This window comes from Streptomyces sp. NPDC087215 (genome assembly GCF_044744885.1).
Taxonomy (GTDB): Bacteria; Actinomycetota; Actinomycetes; order Streptomycetales; family Streptomycetaceae; genus Streptomyces.
This window is the reverse complement of sequence record NZ_JBIUZD010000003.1, coordinates 331,182-354,596: the sequence shown is the minus strand read 5'-3', so window position 1 is coordinate 354,596 and position 23,415 is coordinate 331,182. Positions and strand designations below refer to the sequence as shown.

Sequence of the window (23,415 nt, the reverse complement as noted above, 5' to 3'; positions counted from 1 at the left end):
GGATACGCGCCCCCGAGAAGTTCGCGCCTTCCGGGAGGTCCATGCCTTCCAGGAGGTCCGGACGACCACGCTCCCGTGAAGTACGGGCGGTGCCGCGCATTCCCTTCCACTAGAACCTGTTCTATCTTGACGAACCGTCAGGCAAGCGGGTCCCAACGGGAGGGCAGGGCAGTGGACTTCACCTTCACCGAAGAACAGCGGGCGGCCATGGAGGCGGCCGAGGCGGTCTTCTCCGACGTCGCACCCGACTCCGTACCCAGCCCCGCCCTCACTCCCGGCGCGGTCGCCGAGGACCTCGACCGGCCCCTCTGGGCCCGGCTCGCCGTCGCCGACCTCCTCGCGCTCACCGTCTCCCCACGACACGGCGGCTCTGGCCTCGACCCCGTCGCCCTCTGCCTCGTGCTGCGGGAATCGGCCCGCGTCCTCGCCCGTGTGCCCCTCCTGGAGACCAGCGCCGTCGCGATGACCGTCGACCGGTACGCACCTCCCGGGACCGCCGACCGGATACTCCCCCGCGTCGGCCGTGGCGAACTGGTCCTCACCGCCGCCTCCCAGGGCCGCACCGGACACGACCCCGCCGAACGGGCCGTCACCGTGCGCCGTGACGGCGACCACTGGATCCTCGACGGACAGCAGACCGCCGTCCCCTGGGCCCACGGCGCCGACCTCATCGCCGTACCGGCACACACCGCCGACGGCCGTACCGTTCTCGCCCTGGTGCCCCGCACCCACGACGGTCTCGGCCTCACCGCGCAGTACTCCACCCACGGCGAACTCCTCGCCGAACTACGCCTCGACACCGTCCGCCTCGACACCGCCGATGTCATCGACGCCGACGGCGCCTGGGAACGACTGCGCGGACTCCTCACCACCGGCACCTGCGCGCTCGCCCTCGGCCTCGGCGAAGCCGTCCTCACCATGACGAGCCAGTACACCGGGAAACGCGAACAGTTCGGCCACCCCGTGGCCACCTTCCAGGCCGTCGCCGTCCAGGCCGCCGACCGCTACATCGACCTGCGCGCCATGGAAGCCACCCTCTGGCAGGCCGCCTGGCGCCTCGGTGTCGACGCGGAAGGCCCGCTCCCCGTCACGGGGGACATCGCCGTCGCGAAGATCTGGGCCTCAGAAGGAGTACGACGGGTGGTGCAGACCGCCCAGCACCTGCACGGCGGCTTCGGCGCCGACACCGACTACCCGCTGCACCGCTACCACGCCTGGGCCAAGTACCTGGAACTCTCCCTGGGCCCCGCCGCCGCTCACGAGGAGGCACTCGGCGACCTGCTGGCCGCCCATCCCCTCGGCTGACAGGCGCCGGGCGCCGCCCCCCGGCGCGCCCGTCAGAGGACGAAGGCCGGACTGTCGCCGCCGCCCACCATCGGACGCCCGGCGCCGTCCCAGGCGAGCATCCCGCCGTCGATGTTCACCGCGTCGAAGCCCTGCTGCACCAGATACTGCGTGACCTGCGCCGACCGGCCGCCGACCCGGCACATCACATAAGCCCGGCCTCGGTCCGCGACCGCCTCCGTCACCTCACCGAAGCGGGCGACGAAGCCACTCATCGGCACGTGCAGGGCACCCTCGACGTGCCCGGCCGCCCACTCGTCGTCCTCCCTGACGTCCAGCACCAGGGCATCGGCCGGCACGGAAGCCGCGTCCACCGAGGGCAGCGGGGAGAAATTCATGGGACCGGCCTTCTCTCGTGAGTACCGCCCGAAGGGAATCGGACGCACCCGAAAACCTACTGCACCAGCCCCGTCAGCTCGCCCTCACGCTCGGCGACCTGCGCGAGCAGTTGCTCGGCGATCTCCTCCAGAAGACGGTCCGGGTCGTCCGGCGCCATCCGCAGCATCGCGCCGATCGCGCTCTCCTCCAGCTCACGCGCCAGCGCCGACAGCAGGTCCTTGCGCTGTGCCAGCCACTCCAGACGCGCGTACAGCTCCTCGCTCTCGCTCAGCCGCTCCTCGGCCGGGGCCGGACCGGCCTCCCACTCGGCGAGCAACTCGCGCAGCAGTGCCTCGTCACCACGGGCGTAGGCGGCGTTCACCCGGGTGATGAACTCCTCGCGGCGCTTGCGCTCGGCCTCTTCGCGGGCCAGGTCCGGGTGGGCCTTGCGGGCCAGGTCCCGGTAGAGCCTGCGGGCCTCGTCGCTGGGCCGAACCCGCTTGGGCGGCTGCACCGGACCTTCGGTGAGCATCGCCGCAGCCTCGGGCGACAGACCGTCGGAGTCGATCCAGTCGTGGAACAGTTCCTCCACCCCGGGCATCGGCAGGACCGCCGCCCGCGCCTCCGCGGCCTTCCGCACGTCCTCGGGGTCACCGGTACGGGCAGCCCGTGCCTCAGCGATCCGCGCGTCGAGCTCATCGAGCCGCGCATACATCGGACCGAGCTTCTGGTGGTGCAGCCGCGAGAAGTTGTCCACCTCGACGCGGAAGGTCTCGACAGCGATCTCGAACTCGATCAGCGCCTGCTCGGCCACCCGCACAGCCCGCTCAAGCCGAGCCTCAGGCCGCTCGTCCTGCCCGACCCCGGCCTCGGACCGCCCGTCCGCCCCAGCCCCCGACCCGGCCTCGGACCGCCAGTCCGACCCGGCCCCGAACTCGGTCTGATCAGCCTGCCCGAGCCCAGCCTCAGCCCCGGACTCGTCCCCGAACCGTTCGCCTCGCTCGAACCCGGACTCGAACCCGGGCTCAAGCCCAGCCTCGGGCCCTTCGGCCGGAGACGGCCCGACCCCCGGCTGCCCGCCACCGGCCGCCTCGGGGCCCTCGTTCGCACCCTGGTGCACGCTCACGTCCACGCCCGTCCACGTCCTCGTTCCGGCTCGTCCCGGCCCAGCCTACGGGCCTCCGGGGGGCCTCCCCCCTCCCTCCCCCTCCCTCCCCCCTCCCCTCCCTCCCCCTCGGCCCCCTCCCACCGCTGCCCAGCCCGCACAGCACTGCCGACGCCGGTCCGACACCGAGGTCGAGCACCGACGCCCCTCGCCACCGGGGCACCTCACCGCCTGGGCACCTCCTTCAGACCGCCGTATTCCGGCTGCCGCGTTCCGCGCACCGCCGCAACCCCTTCGCGACCGTCCAGCCGCCGTCACACGGTCCGCATCGCTCAGCCGCCACCACCCGACGCTGCCTTCCGAGGGCTTCCTCCGACGCCGCCACCCATCGGCCGAGCCCCGTCGTCACCACCAAGCCCTCGTAGATCGGGCACTGCCATCCGGTCGTCACCGGTCAGGCGGCTCAGACGGCTCAGCCAGTCAGCCTTCCCTACGCTGTCGCTCATCGTCCGGCGACCGCCACCCAGCGGGCATCAGCCATCAGCAGTCGGCAATCGGCAATAGAACGGCATCAGCCGAACAGCGATAAGGAAAACGAAAGCCGGTGGTGGTGCCGGTCAGACGCCCAGTTCCGCCGCTATACGGCCGGCTCGGACGGCGGTGAGCAGGTCGGTGTGGTCGGCCGTGGTGCGGTCGGCATAGGAGACGGCGAAGGCGGCGACGGCTTCGTCGAACTCCTCGTTCTTGCCGCAGTACCCGGATATCAGGCGCGGGTCCGCGCTGTGGGCATGGGCGCGGGCGAGCAGCGCCCCGGTCATCCGGCCGTAGTCGTCGACCTGGTCCGGCGTGAGCGCGGCGGGGTCGACACTGCCCTTGCGGTTGCGGAACTGGCGCACCTGGAAGGGGCGCCCCTGGACGCTGGTCCAGCCGAGCAGGATGTCGCTGACGACCTGCATCCGCTTCTGTCCGAGGACCACACGACGGCCCTCGTGGCCCGCGTCCGGCACGGAGAAGCCCGCGGTCGGCAGATGGGGCAGCAGGGCGGACGGTCTGGCCTCCTTCACCTGGAGGACCAGGGGTTCGCCACGGTGGTCGAGGAGCAGGACGACATAGGAGCGGGTGCCGACACTGCCGGTGCCGACGACGCGGAAGGCGACGTCGTGGACGGTGTACCGCGCGAGGAGCGGCAGACGGTCCTCGGACACGGTCTCCAGGTAGGCACCGAGAGAGGCGGCGACGGCTGCGGCCTCGGTGTCGGGGACCCGGCGGAGTACCGGAGGCGCGTCGACGAATCTGCGGCCGCCGCCCTCGGCCTCGGTCACGGCTTCGGTGGAGCGGGCCGCGAACCGGGCGCTGGTGTTGTTGCGTGCCTTGGCGGAGACGCGTTCCAGGGTGCCGAGGAGGTCGCGGGCGTCGGTGTGGGAGACGAGTTCCTCGTCGGCTATCGCGTTCCAGGCGTCGAGGGCGGGGAGACGGGAGAGGAGGCGCATGGTGCGCCGGTAGGCGCCCACGGTGTCGAAGGCCGCGGCGCGGCAGACGTCCTCGTCGGCCCCGACCTCCCGTCCGGCGAGGACGAGGGAGGTCGTGAGCCTCTTCAGGTCCCACTCCCAGGGTCCGACGACGGTTTCGTCGAAGTCGTTGAGGTCCATGACGAGTTGGCCCCGGGCGTCGCCGTAGAGGCCGAAGTTGGCGGCGTGGGCGTCACCGCAGAGCTGGGCGGCGATACCGGTGACCGGGGTGTCGGCGAGGTCGTGGGCCATGAGTCCCGCGGAGCCCCTGAGGAAGGTGAAGGGGCTTGCCGCCATGCGGCCGACCCTGATGGGGGCGAGGTCGGGAACACGGCCCAGGTTCGATTCCTCGACGGCACGGACAGCGTCCGGGCGGTCAGCGGCGAGAGCCGGGCGGCTGTGCGCGGAGCGGGGGACTCGGTCGCGGAGTTCCTTGCCCAGAGTTCTGGGGGAGGTGGCAACGGCTGCCCCGCGTCGGGCGAAGCCCGGGACGTGCGGGATCCGAGCGCCGTCCCCGTCGCCTTCGGTACCGCGCTGTTCCGGCACCACGGCCTGGATCACGTCCATGGCAGTCCTCCCCCGATGCGAATTCCAACATCATCCGGCGTCGACGTTACCGCCGGGCCTCAACGACCGTCTCCCCCTGTGGAAAACCTCGGGACGAAGCCGATGACGGCTTGTGGAAAACCCTGGGAACAGCCCGTTCCACAAGCGCACCCCGCCACGGAGCCTTCCCACCGCTCCACCACCCGGCCGGAATCACGGAGCAGGCGGAGACCGCACCCACACCCGGCCCCGCACCCGGCAGGAACCGCGTCCGCGCCCGGTCTGGAGCCAAACCCAGCACCCGTACCCCACTCGCTCCAGGACCCATACCCAGCACCCACAGCCACGCCCGCCCCGAAGCCCGCACCCGGCCCGGCATCCGGCATCCGGCATCCGGCATCCGGCATCCGGCATCCGGCATCCGGCCAGGATCCCCACCGGCCCGTCCCTACAGCCCCGCGTCCCTGGCGAGGAGGGCGGCCTGGACCCGGTTCTCACAGCCCAGCTTGGACAGGATGCGGCTCACGTACGTCTTCACCGTCGCCTCGCTCATGTGCAGCCGTCGCCCCGCGTCCGCGTTGGACAGACCCTCGCCGAGCAGCGCCAGCACTCCGCGCTCCTTCTCGCTCAAGCCCGCCACCCGGCCCCGCGCCTCCTCGGCACGGGACGCCTCACGGCTGGAGGCCAGCCGCTCCACCACGTGCCGGGTCGCCGCCGGGGACAGATAGGCGTCCCCCGAGGCAGCCGCCCGTACCGCGCGGATCAGCTCCGCGGGCGCCGTGTCCTTGAGCAGGAACCCCGACCCACCGTGCTCCAGCGCCCGCAGTACGTTCTCCCGCTCCCCGAACGTCGTCAGGACGATCACCCGGGCCCCCGGGGCCGCCCGGCGCAGCTCGGGCAGTGCCGAGAGCCCGTCGAGCACCGGCATCTGGATGTCGAGCAGCACCACGTCGGCCGCGTGCGCGCGGGCCGCCTCGATCGCCTGCCGCCCGTCGGCCGCCTCGCCGACGACCTCGATCTCCTGGTCCGAGTTGAGGATCATCCTGATCCCGGCCCTGATCAGAGGCTCGTCATCGGCGATCACGACCCTGATGGGCTGGCCTGCCACAACTGTTCCCCCACGCTCCGGTACGAGCGGTCCCGTCCTACCGCGACTTGATCTCGTACGACTTCTTCTCGGTCAGCTTGCCGTCCTTGAAACAGAACCGGAAGACGGGCTCCTTGTTGAAGTCGTCGCTGACCATCGAGGACATGAGTACCAGGCACTCCGCGCCCTCAGGCCGGGCCGGCCCACGGCCGGAGAGTCCGGCCGTGGTGATCGTGTCGCCCGAGGGCAGCATGTCCCGGACCTCCTTCTCGGACATCCCGACCTTCACCGCGTCGTACTCCTCGGGATCGATCATGCCTTCCTTCATCGAGCCCATCAGGAAGTAGAGGCCGAAGCCCGCCGCGACGACGAGCAGCACCACCGCGGCGAACGCTATCCCGCAGCCCAGCGCGACCGAACCGCCCGTGCTTCTGCCCCTGCCCCCATGTATCGCCATCGCGAGCTCCCGCTCCGTGAACGTCCAGTCGGCCGGTCCGACCACGACCGGACGACCATCGCCCGCCAGGGGCCTCGTGGTCTGCTGCCGGAAGTCGTCGGCCGCATCGACCAAAGGCGCCGCTTCGGCGATCGGCGCGGCCCCGTACGGCAGCATTCCCGCGACCCGGAACCCGCCTCCGTCGGCCGGGCCCGCATGACACATGCCGCCGACCAGGCGCGCCCGCTCCGCGAGGCCGGTCAGACCCTGGCCTCCGCTCACCACGTCCTTCGACGGGCCTTCCATGGGCCGTTCGTTGACGACCTCGACGACGAACGTGTCCGGCTCGTAGCGGAGTTCGACACCGATCGGAGTCCCCGGGGCGTACTTGTAGGCGTTCGTCAGCGCCTCCTGCACGATCCTGTACGCGGCGTGGTCGGCGGCCGGTTCCAGCGGGCGTGCCTCCCCCGAACGTCTCAGGCCCACCTCGGTACCGGCCTCCCGTGCCGACTCCACGAGGCCCTCGATGCCCGCGATGCCCCGCGTGGCCCTACCGGTCTCGTCCCCGGCCAGTGTGGTCACCGCCGCGTCGCCCGAGGCTCCGCTGCCGTCCCGGAGTATTCCGACGACCTCGCGCAGCTCGTGCATCGCCGTCACCGACGCGTTCCGCAGGACGCCGACCACCTCGCGCTGCCGGTCGCCGAGTTCCCGGTCGACCTCCAGGGCTCCCGTGTGCACGGCGATCAGGGCCAGTTGGTGGCCGAGGCTGTCGTGCATGTCATGGGCGATGCGCTGCCGCTCTCGCTGCCGTGCCTGCCAGACCACCATGGACCGCTCCCGCAGCAGCTGCGCGTTGTGCTCCTGGAGCGCGTGCAGCAGGGTCCGGCGCTGGGTCCAGTAACGGTGCGCGAGGCCCGGCGCCAGGATGGTGCCCAGGTAGAAGAGGGCCGCCATGAAGGCGAGCGTGAGCACCCGCTGCGAGTCCCAGGCGTTCAGGAGCGTCCCGCCGACGTTCAGCACGAAGGCCGCGATGAACGCGGCAAGGGCGCGCCCGGCGCCCACCACGTACCGGCCCGACGACCAGCCCACCACCAGCAGCAGGGGGCCGAGGCCCGGTATGAAGGGCGCGAGTCCGGCGGACAGGACCAGGACGCTCGTGGGGAGTCCGCGCCGGGCCAGGGAGAGCACGGCGGAACCGGCGGCGACGACGGCGAGCCGCCAGCCCTCGCCGCCGAGGATCTCCTCGGTCCCGGCACCGAGCAGCGCGACGACGGCGGCGAGCGCCAGTTCGCCGGTGGTCCTGCGCCCCGACCACTGTCCCGGCGCGGCGAACCACGCCCACGCGGCGGCGAGCGCGCCCACGACCCGGCCACCACGACCCGGGCGGGGGGCCCGGCCGAGCCCGGGGCCCCCGCTGAGGGTCGGCCCGGCCGGCTCCCCGCGGCCGGCCACGACCACGGCCTCCGGCCCCGGCCCCCGCGAGCCGTGCTTCTCCAATTTCGACATAGCGTCCACGCTCGCACCCTAGGCAGCGGGCCCGGCGCCCGGCTTCCCCCTTTCGTCGCGCCCTGCGACGACAAAAGTCTCGATGGAGGAGCCCTTCTCCCACCGGGGAGGGCCGCCGGACACTCCAAGCCGAAGATCAGCGATACGACGATCAGACCTGCCGCCCCGGACCATCCTGAACCACTCCGAACCGCCCTCCCGAACCGCTCCCCCCGGAAGTTCCAGGCCCACACCCCTTGTTCGCGGACACCGGACCCCCCCCTACCGACCGCCCTGCCCGGCGGGCCACCCGCTCCGTACCACCCCACCCGGAGCACCACGCCCGCACCGGCCCATCTCGGCCCACCCCGACCGACGGTGGCGGACAGGCCCGTCGCACCAGGCCTGTACCTTTCCCCACGTACGTCACCGCGTACATCACCACGTACATCGCCTGCGGCACGCGTGTCGATCTACCGCGTGCCCTCCGCGATGTTCTCGAAGGGCGGGCTGCGTGAAGCGGCGTCGAATATGGGGTACGGCCGCCACGGCGGTCGCGGTACTGGCCGGGGCGCTGGTGTTCCAGGGGGTGAACGGCAGCGGCGAGCCGCTCGCGGGGCAGGACGGCGGAGCGGCCGGTCCGGTGAGCACCCGGGAGCGCACCGCGCGGCTGGCGACGAGCACGGACAGTCGCAGCGCGTCCCTCAAGCAGGGGGACACCGCGCCGTTCAGCATGGTGGGCGTGACCTGGACCGATCCACGCGCGCGCGTGGGCGGCACGGTCGAGGTACGGACCCGGGCCACCGGGTCCGGGACCTGGTCCGGCTGGCTGCGGCTGGCGGACGACAGCGGCCAGGGCGAGAGCGGTGCCGCCCGAGGTGGCACCGAGCCCGCCTGGGTGGGTCCGTCCGACGGCGTCGAGGTGCGTGTCACCTCGGCCGGGAAGTCCTCTTCGGGGCTGCCCGCGGGGCTGCGCCTGGACATGGTCGACCCCGGCACCGGCGGTGTGAAGGGCATGGCCCCGGCGGCGTTCGCCCTGGAGTCCACCACGGAACCCACCGCCCCGGGCACGGAGTCCACGACTCCGGCACCGGACGGAACGCCGACGCCCGACGCCTCCACCACCGGCGCGCCGTCCACCACCGCTCCGACGACGGGAGCGCCGACGGCCACCGCTCCGACGCCGACGACCGGCACGCCCTCCGCGTCGCCCTCGTCCGCGTCGCCGTCCTCGACGACGTCCCCGTCCGCCTCCCCGTCCACGACGGCGAGCCCGACGTCCACCGCGCCCACCACCGCGCCCCCGAGGCCGTCGACGGCCCCCCGGCCGCCGATCACCTCACGGGCGGGCTGGGGTGCGGACGAGTCGATCAGTCCGGAGGAACCGGGCTATCTGGCCGGTGGCAGGATCAAGGCGGTCGTGGTCCACCACACCGCCGAGTCCAACGCCTACACCTGCGCCGACGCCCCGAAGGTGGTCCGCGGCATCTACGCGTACCACGTCAAGCAGCTCGGCTGGAAGGACATCGGCTACAACTTCCTCGTCGACAAGTGCGGTGTGGTCTACGAGGGCCGCAAGGGCGGGGTGGACCAGCCCGTCCAGGGCGCCCACGCCTACGGCTTCAACAGCGAGACCACCGGCATCTCCGTCCTGGGCACCTACACCGATGTCGCGCCCTCGCCGGAGGCGATGATCTCGGTCGCCCGGATCGCCGCGTGGAAGCTGGGCCAGTACGGCGTCGACCCGGCGGGCACCACCACCCTCACCGCGGGTGACGCGGGGACGAACTACTTCCGGAAGTCCTGGGCCAAGGGCGCCCAGCTCCCGTTCCCCGTCATCCACGGCCACCGCGACGGCTTCAACACCCAGTGCCCCGGCAACGCCTTCTACGATCAGCTCGGCACCGTCCGGAAATGGGCCGCCGGGCCCGGCACGGCACCGGCCATCAAGTCGATCACCGGCGCGAACCCGTCCGGCACGACGTACTACACCAAGGCCGCGATCACGGTGAGCTGGGCGAACACCACGCCCGCCGCCCTGATCAAGCAGTACGAGCTGCTCGTCGACGGCAAGCCCGTAGGCACCGCCGCAGGGAACGCGACCTCGGCCGGTGCCACCCTGGCGCGCGGCACCCACACCGTGGCCGTACGGGCCACCCACATCTCCGGCAAGCAGATCACCGGCCCGGCGGCGACCGTGATCGCGGAGACCACCGCGCCCACCTTCACCACCAGGCCCGCTCTGTCCCTGCGCACCGGGACCGTGAACACCACCGCCGTCCCGGTCACCCTGAGCTGGAAGGCCGCCGACAGCAACGCGCTGAGGGACGTACGGCTGACGGCGCCGCTCGCCGCGGTCTACGGGCCCACCGTCACCAGCGCCGCGCACACCGCCAAGTCCGGCACCGCGACGGCCTGGAACATGACCGCGTACGACCGGGCGGGCAACACCGCCACCGCTTCCGTATCGGGCACCCCGGTGATCCTCCAGGAGACGGCGGCCGTCAAGACCGGCACCTGGACGGCCAAGTCGTCCACCAGTTACCTCGGGGGCAAGTCCCTCACCAGCTCGGCCAAGAACGCGTCCCTGACGTGGACGTTCACCGGACGGTCGGCGGCCTGGACCGTCTCCCGCGCCGCCACGTCCGGCCAGGCCCATGTCTACGTCGACGGGGTGAAGGCCGCCACGGTCGACCTGAAGTCGTCCGCCACCAAGTACCGCGACGCGCTCTGGACCAGGACCTGGGCCACCAGCGCCAAGCACACCGTGAAGATCGTCGTGGTCGGCACCACGGGCCGTCCCGCCGTCACCACCGACGGTCTCGTCTACCTCAAGTGACCGGAGGCGTCACCGGTGTCCGGTGACGCTTCTCCTCGACGGCCCGCCGGTTCATCCGGCGGGCCGTCTCCGTTCACGGAGGCGGCCTTTGTGAACGGCCTGAGTGCTATCTCACAACGCCGGACAGGCCGGACCGGAGCAAGAGCAGGGAGCAGGGAGCAGGGAGCAGGGAGCAGGGAGCAGGGAGAAAGCAAGACAGACACCCGGCCGCCGAACAAAAAGAAGCGGTCGGCATCGTGATCACGATGCCGACCGCTTCATCTGTGCGCGAGGGGGGAGTTGAACCCCCACGCCCTTTCGGGCACTGGAACCTGAATCCAGCGCGTCTGCCTATTCCGCCACCCGCGCATTGGGTGTGCTCCGGGCTCCCTCACCTTTCGGTGCGATCGCCTGGCGACATCTGAAGATTAGCACGTCGCAGGCCGTGGATTCACATCCGTTGTTTCGGCTGGGCTCGCGGAGAACAAGGTGAAGAGGGAGAGGAGGCCACAGTGACGGAGGAGTGCCGGAGGAGGAAGCGGACGGACCGTCCCAGGACCTCCCGGAACCACCTCGGAACCACCTCGAAACCACCCCGGAACCCACCTCAGGACCCGCCCGAAGGCCCGTCTCGACCCACCCCAGGACCACCTCGACCCACCCGAAGGGCACCCGAAGTCCGCCCAAGAACCCCCCAGGACCGCCCGGAGACTTCCGGAGCGACCGTCCCGGACACCGCCCCGGAGGGCCCTCTCGCCGTCCGCCCACAGCCGGGTGCGGGACACTGTCCACAGGCCACCTCTACGATCCCTGGGGAAAGCCTGTGAGAGGTGACACTCGTCCACAGGGCGGGGAAGGGGAACCAGCCGATTTCCCGACGCGTGGATACGATCAGTAAGCAGTACCAGGACGACAACGACGGAGGAGGTGCCCCATGGGAGTCATGAAGCGTTTCGAGCAGCGTCTCGAAGGTCTGGTCAACGGCACCTTCGCCAAGGTCTTCAAGTCCGAGGTCCAGCCGGTGGAGATCGCGGGCGCGCTCCAGCGCGAGTGCGACAACAACGCGCAGATCTGGAACCGCGAGCGGACCGTCGTCCCCAACGACTTCATCGTGGAACTGAGCACGCCGGACTACGAGCGCCTCAGCCCCTACTCGGGCCAGCTCGGCGACGAGCTCGCGGGCCTGGTCAGGGACTACGCGAAGCAGCAGCGGTACACCTTCATGGGACCGATCAAGGTCAATCTGGAGAAGGCCGAAGACCTCGACACCGGTCTGTACCGCGTCCGCAGCCGCACGCTGGCGTCGAGCACGTCCCAGCCGCAGCCTCCCGCGGGCGGCCAGCCCTCCCACCAGCAGCAGGGCCCGGCGCAGGGCCGCAGCGGCTACGGGTACCCCCCGGCCGCCGCCCCGCCGATGCCCGCCTCCCCGCCTCCCGGCGCCCCCGGCCACCGGCCGTCGGCAGGGCCCTCCGGCCCCGCCGCGCAGAGCGGTGCGGGCGCCCAGGCGCGCCGCTGGATCGAGATCAACGGCACCCGCCACCAGATCTCCCGCCCGACCCTGGTCCTCGGCCGCAGCACCGACGCGGACGTGAGGATCGACGATCCCGGCGTCTCCCGCCGGCACTGCGAGATCCGGACCGGAACGCCCTCGACGATCCAGGATCTGGGATCCACCAACGGCATCGTGGTGGACGGGCAGCACACCACCCGCGCTACGCTCCGCGACGGCTCGCGGATCGTCGTGGGCAGCACCACCATCGTTTACCGGCAAGCCGAAGGGTGAAGCGGGGGCAATGTCAGAGCTGACCCTGACGGTCATGCGGTTGGGTTTCCTGGCCGTTCTGTGGCTGTTCGTCATCGTGGCCGTCCAGGTCATCCGCAGCGACCTCTTCGGTACGCGGGTCACCCAGCGCGGTTCGCGGCGCCAGGAGGCGCGACCGCAGCAGCAGGCACGGCAGACCGCCGCGCCACCGCAGCAACGCGGCCAGCAGAGCACGGGCGGCGGGCGGCAGCGCCGCGGCGCCCCGACCAAGCTGGTCGTCTCCGAGGGCACCCTCACCGGCACGACCGTCGCCCTCCAGGGCCAGACGATCACGCTGGGCCGGGCGCACGACTCGACGATCGTCCTCGACGACGACTACGCCTCCAGCAGGCACGCCCGGATCTACCCGGACCGGGACGGCCAGTGGATCGTGGAGGACCTCGGGTCCACCAACGGCACGTATCTCGACCGGAGCCGTCTCACCACCGCGACCCCGATTCCGCTGGGCGCGCCGATCCGCATCGGCAAGACCGTCATCGAGCTGCGGAAGTAGTGCCACATCATGAATAGGCGGCAGCGGAGCGAGCGAGTCGGGACGGGCCCCTCCGGAGGCCGTTCCGCGCTCCTGACCGGAGCGACCGAAACGCCCGGGACTACCGGAGCGACTGGAGCGACCGGCGTGACCGGATCGACCGGAGGGTGGGCAGTGTGGGTCGAGACCGGCTGTACCCCGATGCGGCTTCCACAGGGCAGGTGCGCATGAGTCTGTCCCTGCGATTCGCCGCGGGCTCGCACAAGGGCATGATCCGCGAGGGGAACGAGGACTCGGGCTACGCCGGGCCCCGGCTCCTCGCCATCGCCGACGGCATGGGCGGCCAGGCCGCCGGTGAGGTCGCCTCCTCCGAGGTGATCTCCACGCTCGTCACCCTCGACGACGACGTCCCGGGCTCCGACATCCTCACCTCGCTGGGCACGGCGGTGCAGCGCGCCAACGACCAGCTCCGGATGATGGTCGAGGAGGACCCGCAGCTGGAGGGCATGGGCACCACGCTCACCGCCCTGCTGTGGACCGGCCAGCGGCTCGGTCTGGTGCATGTCGGCGACTCCCGCGCGTACCTCCTCCGCGACGGTCTGCTGACCCAGATCACCCAGGACCACACCTGGGTGCAGCGGCTGGTCGACGAGGGCCGGATCACCGAGGAGGAGGCGACGACCCACCCGCAGCGTTCGCTCCTCATGCGGGCGCTCGGCAGCGGCGACCACGTCGAGCCCGATCTGTCGATCCGCGAGGTCCGGGCCGGCGACCGCTATCTGATCTGCTCGGACGGTCTGTCGGGCGTCGTCTCGCACCAGACCCTCGAGGACACCCTCGCCAGCTACCAGGGTCCGCAGGAGACCGTGCAGGAGCTGATCCAGCTCGCGCTGCGCGGCGGCGGCCCCGACAACATCACGGTGATCGTCGCCGACGTCCTGGACGTCGACGGCGGCGACACCCTCGCCGGTCACCTCAGCGACACCCCGGTCATCGTGGGCGCGGTCGCCGAGAACCAGGCCCAGCTGAACGACGGCGGGGCGATGCAGACCCCGGCGGGCCGCGCCTCCGGGCTCGGCCGCCGGGCCCCGCACCAGCAGCCGCCCGCGGGCGGCTTCGGCCCGCCCGGCAGCGGCGACGGCCACGGCTACGGCGGGATGCCCCCGCAGGGCTCCTTCGAGTCGTACACGGACGACGACTTCGTGAAGCCGCGGACCGGCCGCAAGTGGCTGCTGCGCTCGTTCTTCCTCGTCCTCGTGCTGGCGCTCGTCGGCAGCGGTCTCTACGGCGGCTGGCGCTGGACGCAGACGCAGTACTTCGTCGGGTCCAAGGACCAGCACGTGGCGCTCTACCAGGGCATCAGCCAGGACCTGGCGTGGGTCTCGCTGTCGAAGGTCGAGAAGGACCACCCCGAGATCGAACTCAAGTACCTCCCCGCCTACCAGCGGAAGCAGGTCGAGGACACGATCGCGGGCGGCAGCCTCGGCAAGGCCGAGACGAAGATCTCCGAGCTCGCCCTCCAGGCCTCGGCCTGCAAGAAGGCCGAGCAGCGCCGGGCCGCCGCCGAGAAGGCCGCCGACCAGGCCGCCGCCACGCCGAAGCCGGACGCCACCGTCACCCCCGAATCCAAGCCCACCACAGCCGCTCCGTCGCCGGGTCCCTCGCTCACCGCGGAGGAGCAGAAGCTGGCCTCGAACTGCGGCAAGCAGTAAGCACCCGTAGGGGGCCTTTCACCACCATGAGCGTTGTCACCAACACGACCACGATCGGCGCGATCGAGGCACCGAGCCGCCGCAACACCGAGCTGGCGCTGCTCGCGTTCGCCGTCGTCATCCCGGTGTTCGCGTACCTCAACGTGGGCCTGGCGATCGACGGCAAGGTCCCGGCAGGAATGCTCGGGTACGGGCTCGGTCTGGCCCTGCTCGCCGGGGTCGCGCACCTGGTGGTGCGGAAGTGGGCGCCGTACTCGGACCCGCTGCTGCTGCCACTGGCGACCCTGCTCAACGGCATGGGCCTGGTGCTGATCTGGCGCCTCGACCAGTCGCCACGGCTGATCGCCCAGTCGATGCGCCGGTACGACTCGTTCAGCCCGGACGCCCCCAGCCAGATGATGTACTCGGCGATCGGCATCGCCATGTTCGTCGGCGTGCTGCTGCTCCTGAAGGACCACCGCGTCCTCCAGCGCTACACGTACATCTCCATGGCGGTCTCGCTCGTCCTGCTGCTGCTGCCGCTCGTCCCGGGGCTCGGCGCGGACGTCTTCGGCGCCAAGATCTGGATCCGCGTCGGCGGCTTCTCCATCCAGCCCGGCGAGTTCGCCAAGCTGGTCCTCGCGGTGTTCTTCTCCGGATACCTGATGGTGAAGCGGGATGCGCTGGCCCTGGCCAGCCGCCGCTTCATGGGGCTCTACCTGCCGCGCGGCCGCGACCTCGGCCCGATCCTGACGATCTGGGCGGTCAGCCTCCTCATCCTGGTCTTCGAGAACGACCTCGGCACCTCGCTGCTGTTCTTCGGCATGTTCGTGATCATGCTGTACGTGGCGACGGAGCGGACCAGCTGGATCGTCATGGGTCTGCTGATGGCGGCGGGCGGCGCGGTCCTCGTCAGCTCGTTCGCCAGCCACGTCCAGTCCCGCGTGGCCGCCTGGCTCGACCCCTTCGGCTGTCTGGAGACGGCCACCGACCAGAACATGCTGAACGCCTGCGACCAGATGACGCAGGTCCTGATGTCCTTCGGCTCCGGCGGCATCCTCGGCACCGGTCTCGGCCAGGGCAACTCCGACCTCATCAGCTTCGCCGCGAACTCCGACTTCATCTTCGCCACCGTCGGCGAGGAGCTCGGACTCACCGGTGTGATGGTCTTCCTGCTCCTCTACGGGCTGATCATCGAGCGCGGTGTCCGCACCGCCCTCGCCGCCCGCGACCCCTTCGGCAAGCTGCTCGCGATGGGCCTCTCCGGCGCCTTCGCGCTCCAGATCTTCGTCGTCGCGGGCGGTGTGATGGGCCTCATCCCGCTCACCGGTATGACGATGCCGTTCCTCGCGTACGGCGGCTCCTCCGTGATCGCCAACTGGGCCCTGATCGGCATCCTGATCCGGATCAGCGACACCGCGCGGCGCCCCGCGCCCGCGCCCGCCCCGTCCCCCGACGCCGAGATGACCCAGGTGGTCCGTCCGTGAACAAGCCGCTGCGCCGGGTCGCGATCTTCTGCGGCCTGCTCGTCCTCGCCCTGCTCCTGCGCGACAACTGGCTCCAGTTCGTCCGCGCCGACGAGCTGAACGCGCACCCCAAGAACCGCCGGGTCCAGATCGAGCGGTACGCCAACGAGCGCGGCAACATCATCGTCGACGGCAAGCCCGTCACCGGCTCCGTCGACTCCAAGGACACCTTCTACAAGTTCAAGCGCACCTACGTCGACGGCCCCATGTGGGCCCCGGTGACCGGCTTCGCCTCGCAGGCGTACGACGCCAACCAGATCGAGAAGATCGAGGACGGCATCCTCACCGGCAACGACGACCGGCTCTTCTTCGACCGCACCCTCGCCATGTTCACCGGCGAGAAGAAGAAGGGCGGCGACGTCGTCACCACCCTCAACGGTGCCGCGCAGAAGGCCGCCTTCGAGGGGCTCGGCAAGAAGACCGGCGCCGTCGTCGCCATCGACCCGAAGACCGGCAAGATCCTCGCGATGGCGTCCACCCCCTCGTACGACCCCTCCGCCTTCGCCGGCTACTCCGGCAAGGACGAGAACGCCTGGGTGGCGCTGGAGAAGGACAAGAACAAGCCGAAGCTGAACCGCGCGATCCGCGAGATCTACCCGCCCGGTTCCGTCTTCAAGGTCGTCACCGCCGCCGCCGCCCTGGAGAACGGCAAGGTCACCGACATCAACGCGGCGACCGACACCCCCGACGGCTGGAAGATCCCCCTCTCCAACAAGGAGATGGTCAACCACTCCGGAGGCTGCGCCGACGCCAGCCTCAACCGCGCCCTCGAAGTCTCCTGCAACTCGGTCTTCGCGAAGCTCGGCGACGACGTCGGCCGCGACAAGATGGTCGAGACGGCCGAGAAGTTCGGCTTCAACGCCGAGCAGTTCACCCCGGTCCGCTCCTCCGCCTCGGTCTACGACAAGAAGGCCGACCGCGGCGGCAACGCGCTCTCCTCGATCGGCCAGTTCAACACCGCGACCACCCCGCTCCAGATGGCGATGGTCACGGCGGCCATCGCCAACGACGGCAAGCTGATGCAGCCGTACATGATCGACCAGCTGCGGGCCCCGAACCTCGACGTCATCAAGCAGACCGAGCCCAAGGAGATGAGCCGCCCGGTCTCGCCGCAGAACGCCCAGCTCCTCCAGCAGATGATGGAGAACGTCGTCACCAAGGGCACCGGCGGCAAGGCCGACCTGAAGATGGACGGCGTGAAGGTCGGCGGCAAGACGGGTACGGCCCAGCACGGCGAGAAGAACGCGAAGCGCCCGTACGCGTGGTTCATCTCGTACGCGAAGACCGCCGAGGGCTCCCCGGTCGCGGTCGCCGTCATCGTCGAGGACTCCCAGGGCACGAGCCGCGAGGACATCAGCGGTGGCGGTCTGGCCGCCCCGATCGCGAAGGCCGTCATGAAGGCGGTCCTGAAGACCCGGGGCTGATCGCGCGCATGTACCGGTCGGGTATCAGGTACCGGTCCCCGGCGGAAGGTCCGCCCGGGGCCGGTAGCGTATGCGCGAACAGCACACACCGCCGGACCACCCCAGGGTGCGGTCGGGACAGACGGAGAGGGCTGGATTAGCTATGGAAGAGCCGCGTCGCCTCGGCGGCCGGTACGAGCTGGGCTCGGTGCTCGGCCGCGGTGGCATGGCCGAGGTGTACCTCGGCCAGGACACCCGGCTCGGCCGCACCGTCGCCGTGAAGACGCTGCGGGCCGACCTGGCCCGCGATCCGTCCTTCCAGGCCCGGTTCCGCCGTGAGGCACAGTCCGCCGCCTCGCTGAACCATCCGGCGATCGTCGCGGTCTACGACACCGGCGAGGACTACGTCGACGGGGTCTCCATCCCGTACATCGTGATGGAGTACGTCGACGGGTCGACCCTGCGCGAGCTGCTGCACTCCGGGCGGAAGCTGCTGCCCGAGCGCACCCTCGAAATGACGGTCGGCATCCTCCAGGCACTGGAGTACTCGCACCGCGCGGGCATCGTGCACCGTGACATCAAGCCGGCGAACGTCATGCTGACGCGCACCGGCCAGGTCAAGGTCATGGACTTCGGCATCGCGCGCGCCATGGGCGACGCGGGCATGACGATGACGCAGACCGCCGCGGTGATCGGCACCGCCCAGTACCTCTCCCCCGAGCAGGCCAAGGGCGAGCAGGTCGACGCCCGCTCCGACCTGTACTCCGCGGGCTGTCTGCTCTACGAGCTGCTCAGCGTCCGGCCCCCGTTCATCGGCGACTCCCCGGTCGCGGTCGCGTACCAGCACGTCCGCGAGGAGCCGCAGCCGCCGAGCAACTTCGACCCCGAGATCACGCCCGAGATGGACGCCATCGTCCTCAAGGCGCTGGTCAAGGACCCCGACTACCGTTACCAGTCCGCCGACGAGATGCGCGCGGACATCGAGGCGTGCCTCGACGGGCAGCCGGTCGCGGCAGCCGCCGCGATGGGCATGGGGATGGGCATGGCGGGCACGCCCCCCTACGGCGGGGGCTACGGCGGCTACCCGCCTGAGGACCAGGCGACGACGGCGCTGCGCCAGGCCGACCCGGCGGGCCAGACGTCGATGATGCCCCCGGTCGGCCCGGACGACGGCGGTTACGGTGGCTACGGCGGCTACGACGACCGGCCCGACCGGCGCCGGGGCGGCCCGAAGAAGTCGAACACGTCGACGATCTTCCTGGCGCTCGCGGGTGTCCTGGTGCTGGTCGGCGCGATCTTCATCGGCGTCTCCCTGTTCGACAAGAACGACCGCCCCCAGCAGCTCACCGTGCCTCAGCTGGTCGGCCAGACCATGGCACAGGCGAAGGGCGCCGAGGCCAACGCCAAGGTGAAGGTCGTCGAGGCCGGCACCGAGCGCTGCGACCAGCCCAAGGGCGCCATCTGCCGGCAGAACCCGGCCGCGGACGGCACCGCGAAGATGGACGTCGACGGCACGATCCAGGTGTACGTCTCCGAGGGCGCGCCCCTCCTGGAGGTCCCGGACGTCGTCGAGCAGTCGCAGGCGCGCGCCGAGGAGTCGCTGAAGGCCAAGGGCTTCAAGGTGAAGGTCCAGCAGGAGGAGTCCGACGAGGACCCCGGCTCGGTCCTGCGCCAGGACCCCGACGGCGGCACCAAGGCGGAGAAGAACTCCGAGGTGACGATCACCGTCTCGAAGCAGAAGCAGAAGACGGTTCCGCTGGTGGTCGGCAACCCGCTGTCGCAGGCGGAGCAGCAGCTCAAGGGGCTGGGCTTCACCGTCGTCACGGAGTACGTCGACAACGACAAGCCCAAGGACGAGGTCCTGAGCCAGTCCCCGGAGGGGAACTCGCCCGCGGCCCAGAACTCCGAGGTCAAGCTCCGGGTCTCGAAGGGCCCGCAGCAGACGCAGGTCCAGATCCCCGGTGACATCGGCGGCAAGAAGTTCAAGGACGTCAAGCAGCAGCTCGAGGGCCTGGGTCTGGTCGTCCAGCAGCAGGGGTCGACCGACGAGAACGCGCTGGTGATCAACTCGATGCCGGGTGCGGGGCAGATGGCCAACACCGGTGACACGGTGACCGTGTTCACCCTCGGCGGGAACGGCAACGGGAACGGCGGCGACAGCGGCAACGGGGACAACCCCGGTGACGGCGGCTGGTTCGGCTGACGCCCGTGGGCGTGACGGCGTGAGGTGAGGGAGGGCCCCGGTATCCGTCAGGACGCCGGGGCCCTCCTCCGTGTCCCGCCCTGCTCGGGTCCGGGCCGCCCGGCCCGGACCGGCCCGTCACCAGGCCGGTGGGGACCGGATCGGCCATCGGTTCAGCGGGTCACCGGATCGTCAGGTCAGCGGAGTTCGGCCGGAGGGGTGCGGTCGCGGTCGACCTTCTCCGTGCGCTCCAGCTCGCCCCAGACGATGTACCGGTAGTCGGAGGTGTACATCGGGGTGCAGGTGGTGAGCGTGATGTACCGGCCGGGCTCGGTCTTCCCGGACTCGCGGGGCACCGGCTGGAGGACGTCCACGTTGTACTTGGTGGTCTCCGGCAGGGTCTTGTAGACCTTGTAGACGAACCAGGTGTCCCTGGTCTCGAAGACGATCGGGTCGCCGTTCTTCAACTTGTGGATGTTGTGGAACTTGGCGCCGTGTCCGTCGCGGTGGGCGGCGAGCGTGAAGTTGCCCCGCTCGTCCTGCGGGAGCGCGGACTTGACGGGGTCGGTGTAGTACCCGGCGACGCCGTGGTTGAGGACGTCGCTGCCGGTGCCCCGCTTGACCAGGACCTCGCCGTTCTTCATGGCGGGCACGTGGAGGAAGCCGATGCCGTCCTTGGTGTCGAGCGCCCCGGGTCCGTCGGCCCAGTTGTCGCGGACCTGGGCGCCGTCCTGGTCGGCGGCGCGGTCGGCGAGGACGTTGGTCCACCACAGGGAGTAGACGACGAAGAGGCCGAGCACCAGGCCCGCCGTGATGAGGAGTTCGCCGAAGACGCTGATGATCCCGGCGATCCGGTTGCGCACGCGTGCCACTAGGTCGTCCTGTCGTCCCGTACGGAGGAGGTGTGCGGTCTCAGCCTACGAGCGCCGGGGGCTTGCCCTTGCTCCGTGGGCGCTCCTCGACCAGCTTGCCCCACACGATCATGCGGTACGTGCTGGTGAACTCGGGGGTGCAGGTGGTCAACGTGATGTACCGGCCGGGCCCGGTGAAGCCCGAGGCCTTCGGCACGGGGTCGATGACGGAGACGTTCGAGGGCGAGGTCTGCGGGAGGATGCTCGCCATCTCGTAGGTGTAGTACGTGTTCCGGGTCTCGACGACGATGGGGTCGCCGGGATTCAGCCGGTTGATGTACCGGAAGGGTTCGCCGTGGGTGTTGCGGTGGCCCGCGACGGCGAAGTTGCCCTGCTTGTCGGAGGGCATGGCCGTCTTGAGGCCGCCCTCGGCGTAGTGGCCGACCATGCCCTTGTCGAGGACCTTGGCCTTGTCGATGCCCTCGGCGACGGGGACGACGACGTCCAGCTTGGGGATGTACATGATGGCGAAGCCCTGGCCGGGTTCGAAGGCGTCCGGTTCGGCGGCCCCTTCGCCGCCCCTGGACCAGGTGTCCTCGATCTGCTCCTTGGCCCGGTCGGTCTCCTGCCCGGCGAGGACGTTGGTCCACCACAGCTGGTAGGTGACGAAGAGCAGCATGACGACGCCGAAGGTGATGAAGAGTTCGCCGACGACCCGGCTGGCGACGACGCCGACGCTCTCCTTGGCGGCGCGGGCGGCCCGGCGGGCCTCGACGCGGGAGAGGGGCCGGCCGGGGGCGGCGGCGGCCGGAGCCCCGGCCGCGGGGCGGGTCTCGGCGGGTCCGGTCCTGCGGTTCCTGGCGCGGCCCCCCTTGGCGGCCCGGCGCCGCTCGGCACGGCCGGGCCCGGGAAGGGGCTCCACGGCCCGCAGGGGCGCCGTGGCGTCGAGCGGGACCGGGGAGGGCTCGGGCACCTCGGGCACCTCGTACGGGGGCGCGTAGGGCTCCTCGTAGGGGTTCCCGTAGGGGGCCGCGGGTACGGGGGCTTCGCCGTAGCCGTGCGGGGGCGCCTGGGGGGGCGCTTCCCCGTACCCCTGCGGGGGCGCTTCTCCGTAGCCCCGCGGGGGCGTGTGGCCGTGGTCCGGTGCGGGGTTCCGCGCGTGGCCGGGCGCGGGTGACCCGTAGGGGTCCGGGGGTATCGGCTCGGGGCCGGGCTCGTTCGTCGCCCGGAACCACGGAGAGCCCGTCGTCACGCGACGGCCTTGCCCACCACCGGCGCGAGCCCCGCCGACCGCTCGACCGCCCCCGTGTCGCCGCACTGTTCCAGCCAGTTGGCCAGCATCAGGTGTCCGTGCTCGGTGAGGACGGACTCCGGGTGGAACTGGACGCCCTCGACGGCCAGTTCGCGGTGGCGGAGGCCCATGATGATGCCGTCCTCGGTCCGCGCGGTGACTTCGAGCTCGGCGGGGAGGGCGGTCGGTTCGGCGGCCAGCGAGTGGTAGCGGGTCGCGGTGAACGGCGACGGGAGCCCGGTGAAGACGCCCCGGCCCTCGTGGACGACGGAGGAGGTCTTGCCGTGCAGCAGCTCGGGGGCCCGGTCGACCACCCCGCCGTACGCGACGGCCATCGACTGCATCCCGAGGCAGACGCCGAAGACGGGCACCCCGGTGTCCGCGCAGTGCCGGACCATGTCGACGCAGATGCCGGCCTGTTCGGGCGTGCCGGGTCCCGGCGAGAGCAGGACGCCGTCGAAGCCGTCCTGGGCGTGGCTCAGCCCGACCTCGTCGTTGCGCAGCACCTCGCACTCGGCGCCGAGCTGGTAGAGGTACTGGACGAGGTTGAAGACGAAGCTGTCGTAGTTGTCGACGACGAGAATGCGCGCGTTCACTGGCCGTCCACCGTCACATCGTTGAACGGAAGCAGGGGCTCCGCCCAGGGGAACACGTACTGGAAGAGGGCGTAGACGATCGCGAGGACCAGCACGATCGAGAGCAGCGCCCGCACCCACGCGTTGCCCGGCAGATGCCGCCAGATCCAGCCGTACATGACGTCGACCGCCCCTTCCGTTCGTTACGGGCACCAGAGTACGGGGCGAGGGGGCCGCAGGGGGGTCAGCTGTCCAAAGCCCTCGGAAGACCGTCGGCGACCGGGCGGGTGGCGTCGAGGTGGGCCCAGACGACGAGCCGGTGGCTGCTGCCCCACTCGGGGTCGCAGGTGGTGAGGGTGAGATAGCGGCCGGGTCCCCCGTACCCCGATTTCCGGGGCACCGGGTCGACGACCCCGACGTCGGTGGGGACGGTCCGGTGGGGGCCCCGGTCGATCCGGTACGTGAACCAGGTCGTCCCGTCGGTGAGGACCACCGCGTCGCCGGGGCGCAGCCGGGGGAAGTCCTTGAAGGGGTCCCCGTGGGTGCGGCGGTGTCCGGCGACGGCGAAGTTGCCGGTCGCGCCGAGGCGGGTGGTGGCCGCGTAGTGGCCGAGGCCCTTGCGCAGGACGGCGGGGCCGGTGCCTTCGAGGACGGGCCACTTCCAGTCCTTGCCGAGCCGGGGCACGTACATGACGGCGAGGCCCTTGCCGGGGGCGTAGGGGGGTGGCCGTACGGCGGGGGACGGGCTTCCGGGGGCGGCGGGGGCGGTCACGGGGGCGGCGGCCCACTGGCGCTGGAGGCTGTCGATCTGCTCGCCGCCCGCGCCACGGGCCTGGACGCCGGTCCAGTACAGGACGTACACGACGAAGAGGACGATCAGGGTGCCGACGGTGAGGCACAGCTCGCTGAAGGTCCGTACGACGAGCCGCACGCGCCCTCCCGCTCCTCCGCCCGC

The 23,415-nt window shown here is 71.1% G+C and carries 18 protein-coding genes and 1 tRNA gene; 8 read left to right on the top strand and 11 right to left on the bottom strand.

From position 1 onward, the window contains the following. Positions 1 to 171 precede the first annotated feature (171 nt). Positions 172 to 1,305, top strand: a complete 1,134-nt coding sequence (locus ACIO92_RS11115) for an acyl-CoA dehydrogenase family protein (RefSeq protein WP_402280071.1) — start codon at positions 172 to 174, stop codon at positions 1,303 to 1,305. Between the two features lie 32 nt (positions 1,306 to 1,337). Here ACIO92_RS11115 and ACIO92_RS11110 read toward each other — a convergent pair whose 3' ends face one another. From ACIO92_RS11110 to ACIO92_RS11090, 5 genes are all read right to left on the bottom strand, one after another. Continuing rightward, entirely contained in the window at positions 1,338 to 1,682 is a 345-nt protein-coding gene (locus ACIO92_RS11110; RefSeq protein ID WP_366443547.1) for a rhodanese-like domain-containing protein, read from the bottom strand. Between the two features lie 56 nt (positions 1,683 to 1,738). Then, positions 1,739 to 2,482: a hypothetical protein gene (locus ACIO92_RS11105; protein ID WP_366443548.1), complete on the bottom strand. Its 744-nt coding sequence runs from the start codon at positions 2,480 to 2,482 to the stop codon at positions 1,739 to 1,741. 902 nt (positions 2,483 to 3,384) lie between these two features. Further along, the gene (locus ACIO92_RS11100; protein WP_366443549.1) at positions 3,385 to 4,842 is read right to left on the bottom strand and encodes a DUF2252 domain-containing protein; all 1,458 of its coding nucleotides are present in this window, start codon (positions 4,840 to 4,842) and stop codon (positions 3,385 to 3,387) included. A gap of 427 nt (positions 4,843 to 5,269) precedes the next feature. Beyond that, the gene (locus ACIO92_RS11095) at positions 5,270 to 5,929 is read right to left on the bottom strand and encodes a response regulator transcription factor (RefSeq protein WP_366443550.1); all 660 of its coding nucleotides are present in this window, start codon (positions 5,927 to 5,929) and stop codon (positions 5,270 to 5,272) included. Positions 5,930 to 5,966: 37 nt separating this feature from the next. Then, on the bottom strand, positions 5,967 to 7,706 hold the full coding sequence (locus ACIO92_RS11090; RefSeq protein ID WP_402280074.1) for a sensor histidine kinase: 1,740 nt from the start codon (positions 7,704 to 7,706) through the stop codon (positions 5,967 to 5,969). Positions 7,707 to 8,562: 856 nt separating this feature from the next. Between ACIO92_RS11090 and ACIO92_RS11085 the strand changes: the two genes are divergently transcribed. Then, a complete protein-coding gene (locus tag ACIO92_RS11085; protein ID WP_402280365.1) occupies positions 8,563 to 10,668 on the top strand; it encodes a peptidoglycan recognition protein in 2,106 nt (701 codons plus the stop codon). A gap of 264 nt (positions 10,669 to 10,932) precedes the next feature. On the opposite strand, the gene ACIO92_RS11080 is transcribed toward ACIO92_RS11085, so the two are convergent. Next, positions 10,933 to 11,016: transfer RNA gene (locus tag ACIO92_RS11080), tRNA-Leu, on the bottom strand. Positions 11,017 to 11,581: 565 nt separating this feature from the next. Here ACIO92_RS11080 and ACIO92_RS11075 point away from each other — a divergent pair. The 6 genes from ACIO92_RS11075 (at position 11,582) to pknB (ending at position 19,764) form a co-directional block, all read left to right on the top strand. Continuing rightward, entirely contained in the window at positions 11,582 to 12,430 is an 849-nt protein-coding gene (locus ACIO92_RS11075) for an FhaA domain-containing protein (protein ID WP_402280076.1), read from the top strand. A 10-nt stretch (positions 12,431 to 12,440) separates the two neighbouring features. Further along, complete coding sequence (locus ACIO92_RS11070) at positions 12,441 to 12,962, top strand: FHA domain-containing protein (protein WP_366443553.1); 522 nt, start codon at positions 12,441 to 12,443, stop codon at positions 12,960 to 12,962. 206 nt (positions 12,963 to 13,168) lie between these two features. Then, positions 13,169 to 14,653, top strand: coding sequence for a Stp1/IreP family PP2C-type Ser/Thr phosphatase (locus ACIO92_RS11065; protein ID WP_366443554.1), 1,485 nt, complete (start codon positions 13,169 to 13,171; stop codon positions 14,651 to 14,653). A 26-nt stretch (positions 14,654 to 14,679) separates the two neighbouring features. Next, positions 14,680 to 16,119, top strand: coding sequence for an FtsW/RodA/SpoVE family cell cycle protein (locus ACIO92_RS11060; RefSeq protein WP_366443555.1), 1,440 nt, complete (start codon positions 14,680 to 14,682; stop codon positions 16,117 to 16,119). Next, positions 16,116 to 17,582, top strand: coding sequence for a penicillin-binding transpeptidase domain-containing protein (locus ACIO92_RS11055; RefSeq protein ID WP_366443556.1), 1,467 nt, complete (start codon positions 16,116 to 16,118; stop codon positions 17,580 to 17,582). The genes ACIO92_RS11060 and ACIO92_RS11055 overlap by 4 nt, the downstream gene beginning before the upstream one ends. Before the next feature lie 142 nt (positions 17,583 to 17,724). Continuing rightward, on the top strand, positions 17,725 to 19,764 hold the full coding sequence (gene pknB, locus ACIO92_RS11050) for a Stk1 family PASTA domain-containing Ser/Thr kinase (RefSeq protein ID WP_366443557.1): 2,040 nt from the start codon (positions 17,725 to 17,727) through the stop codon (positions 19,762 to 19,764). 176 nt (positions 19,765 to 19,940) lie between these two features. On the opposite strand, the gene ACIO92_RS11045 is transcribed toward pknB, so the two are convergent. The 5 genes from ACIO92_RS11045 to ACIO92_RS11025 all read right to left on the bottom strand — a co-directional run bounded on the left by ACIO92_RS11045 (position 19,941) and on the right by ACIO92_RS11025 (position 23,391). Continuing rightward, complete coding sequence (locus tag ACIO92_RS11045) at positions 19,941 to 20,615, bottom strand: class E sortase (protein ID WP_366443558.1); 675 nt, start codon at positions 20,613 to 20,615, stop codon at positions 19,941 to 19,943. 40 nt (positions 20,616 to 20,655) lie between these two features. After that, positions 20,656 to 21,846 carry a class E sortase gene (locus ACIO92_RS11040; RefSeq protein WP_401235273.1) on the bottom strand — a complete coding sequence of 397 codons (1,191 nt, stop codon included), beginning with the start codon at positions 21,844 to 21,846 and terminating at the stop codon, positions 20,656 to 20,658. Further along, on the bottom strand, positions 21,843 to 22,481 hold the full coding sequence (locus tag ACIO92_RS11035; RefSeq protein WP_366443560.1) for an aminodeoxychorismate/anthranilate synthase component II: 639 nt from the start codon (positions 22,479 to 22,481) through the stop codon (positions 21,843 to 21,845). The genes ACIO92_RS11040 and ACIO92_RS11035 overlap by 4 nt, the downstream gene beginning before the upstream one ends. Further along, complete coding sequence (locus ACIO92_RS11030) at positions 22,478 to 22,639, bottom strand: hypothetical protein (protein WP_366443561.1); 162 nt, start codon at positions 22,637 to 22,639, stop codon at positions 22,478 to 22,480. Before ACIO92_RS11030 ends, ACIO92_RS11035 begins: the two co-directional genes overlap by 4 nt. A gap of 65 nt (positions 22,640 to 22,704) precedes the next feature. After that, entirely contained in the window at positions 22,705 to 23,391 is a 687-nt protein-coding gene (locus ACIO92_RS11025; protein WP_401235276.1) for a class E sortase, read from the bottom strand. Between the last annotated feature and the right edge of the window lie 24 nt (positions 23,392 to 23,415).

What these genes read in the sequence shown, in the direction of transcription:
- ACIO92_RS11100 (WP_366443549.1), bottom strand. Translation starts at nt 4,842, where the DNA reads ATGGACGTGATCCAGGCCGTGGTGCCGGAACAGCGCGGTACCGAAGGC.
- ACIO92_RS11110 (WP_366443547.1), bottom strand. Translation starts at nt 1,682, where the DNA reads ATGAATTTCTCCCCGCTGCCCTCGGTGGACGCGGCTTCCGTGCCGGCC.
- ACIO92_RS11070 (WP_366443553.1), top strand. Translation starts at nt 12,441, where the DNA reads ATGTCAGAGCTGACCCTGACGGTCATGCGGTTGGGTTTCCTGGCCGTT.
- ACIO92_RS11065 (WP_366443554.1), top strand. Translation starts at nt 13,169, where the DNA reads ATGAGTCTGTCCCTGCGATTCGCCGCGGGCTCGCACAAGGGCATGATC.
- pknB (WP_366443557.1), top strand. Translation starts at nt 17,725, where the DNA reads ATGGAAGAGCCGCGTCGCCTCGGCGGCCGGTACGAGCTGGGCTCGGTG.
- ACIO92_RS11085 (WP_402280365.1), top strand. Translation starts at nt 8,563, where the DNA reads ATGGTGGGCGTGACCTGGACCGATCCACGCGCGCGCGTGGGCGGCACG.
- ACIO92_RS11030 (WP_366443561.1), bottom strand. Translation starts at nt 22,639, where the DNA reads ATGTACGGCTGGATCTGGCGGCATCTGCCGGGCAACGCGTGGGTGCGG.
- ACIO92_RS11060 (WP_366443555.1), top strand. Translation starts at nt 14,680, where the DNA reads ATGAGCGTTGTCACCAACACGACCACGATCGGCGCGATCGAGGCACCG.
- ACIO92_RS11075 (WP_402280076.1), top strand. Translation starts at nt 11,582, where the DNA reads ATGGGAGTCATGAAGCGTTTCGAGCAGCGTCTCGAAGGTCTGGTCAAC.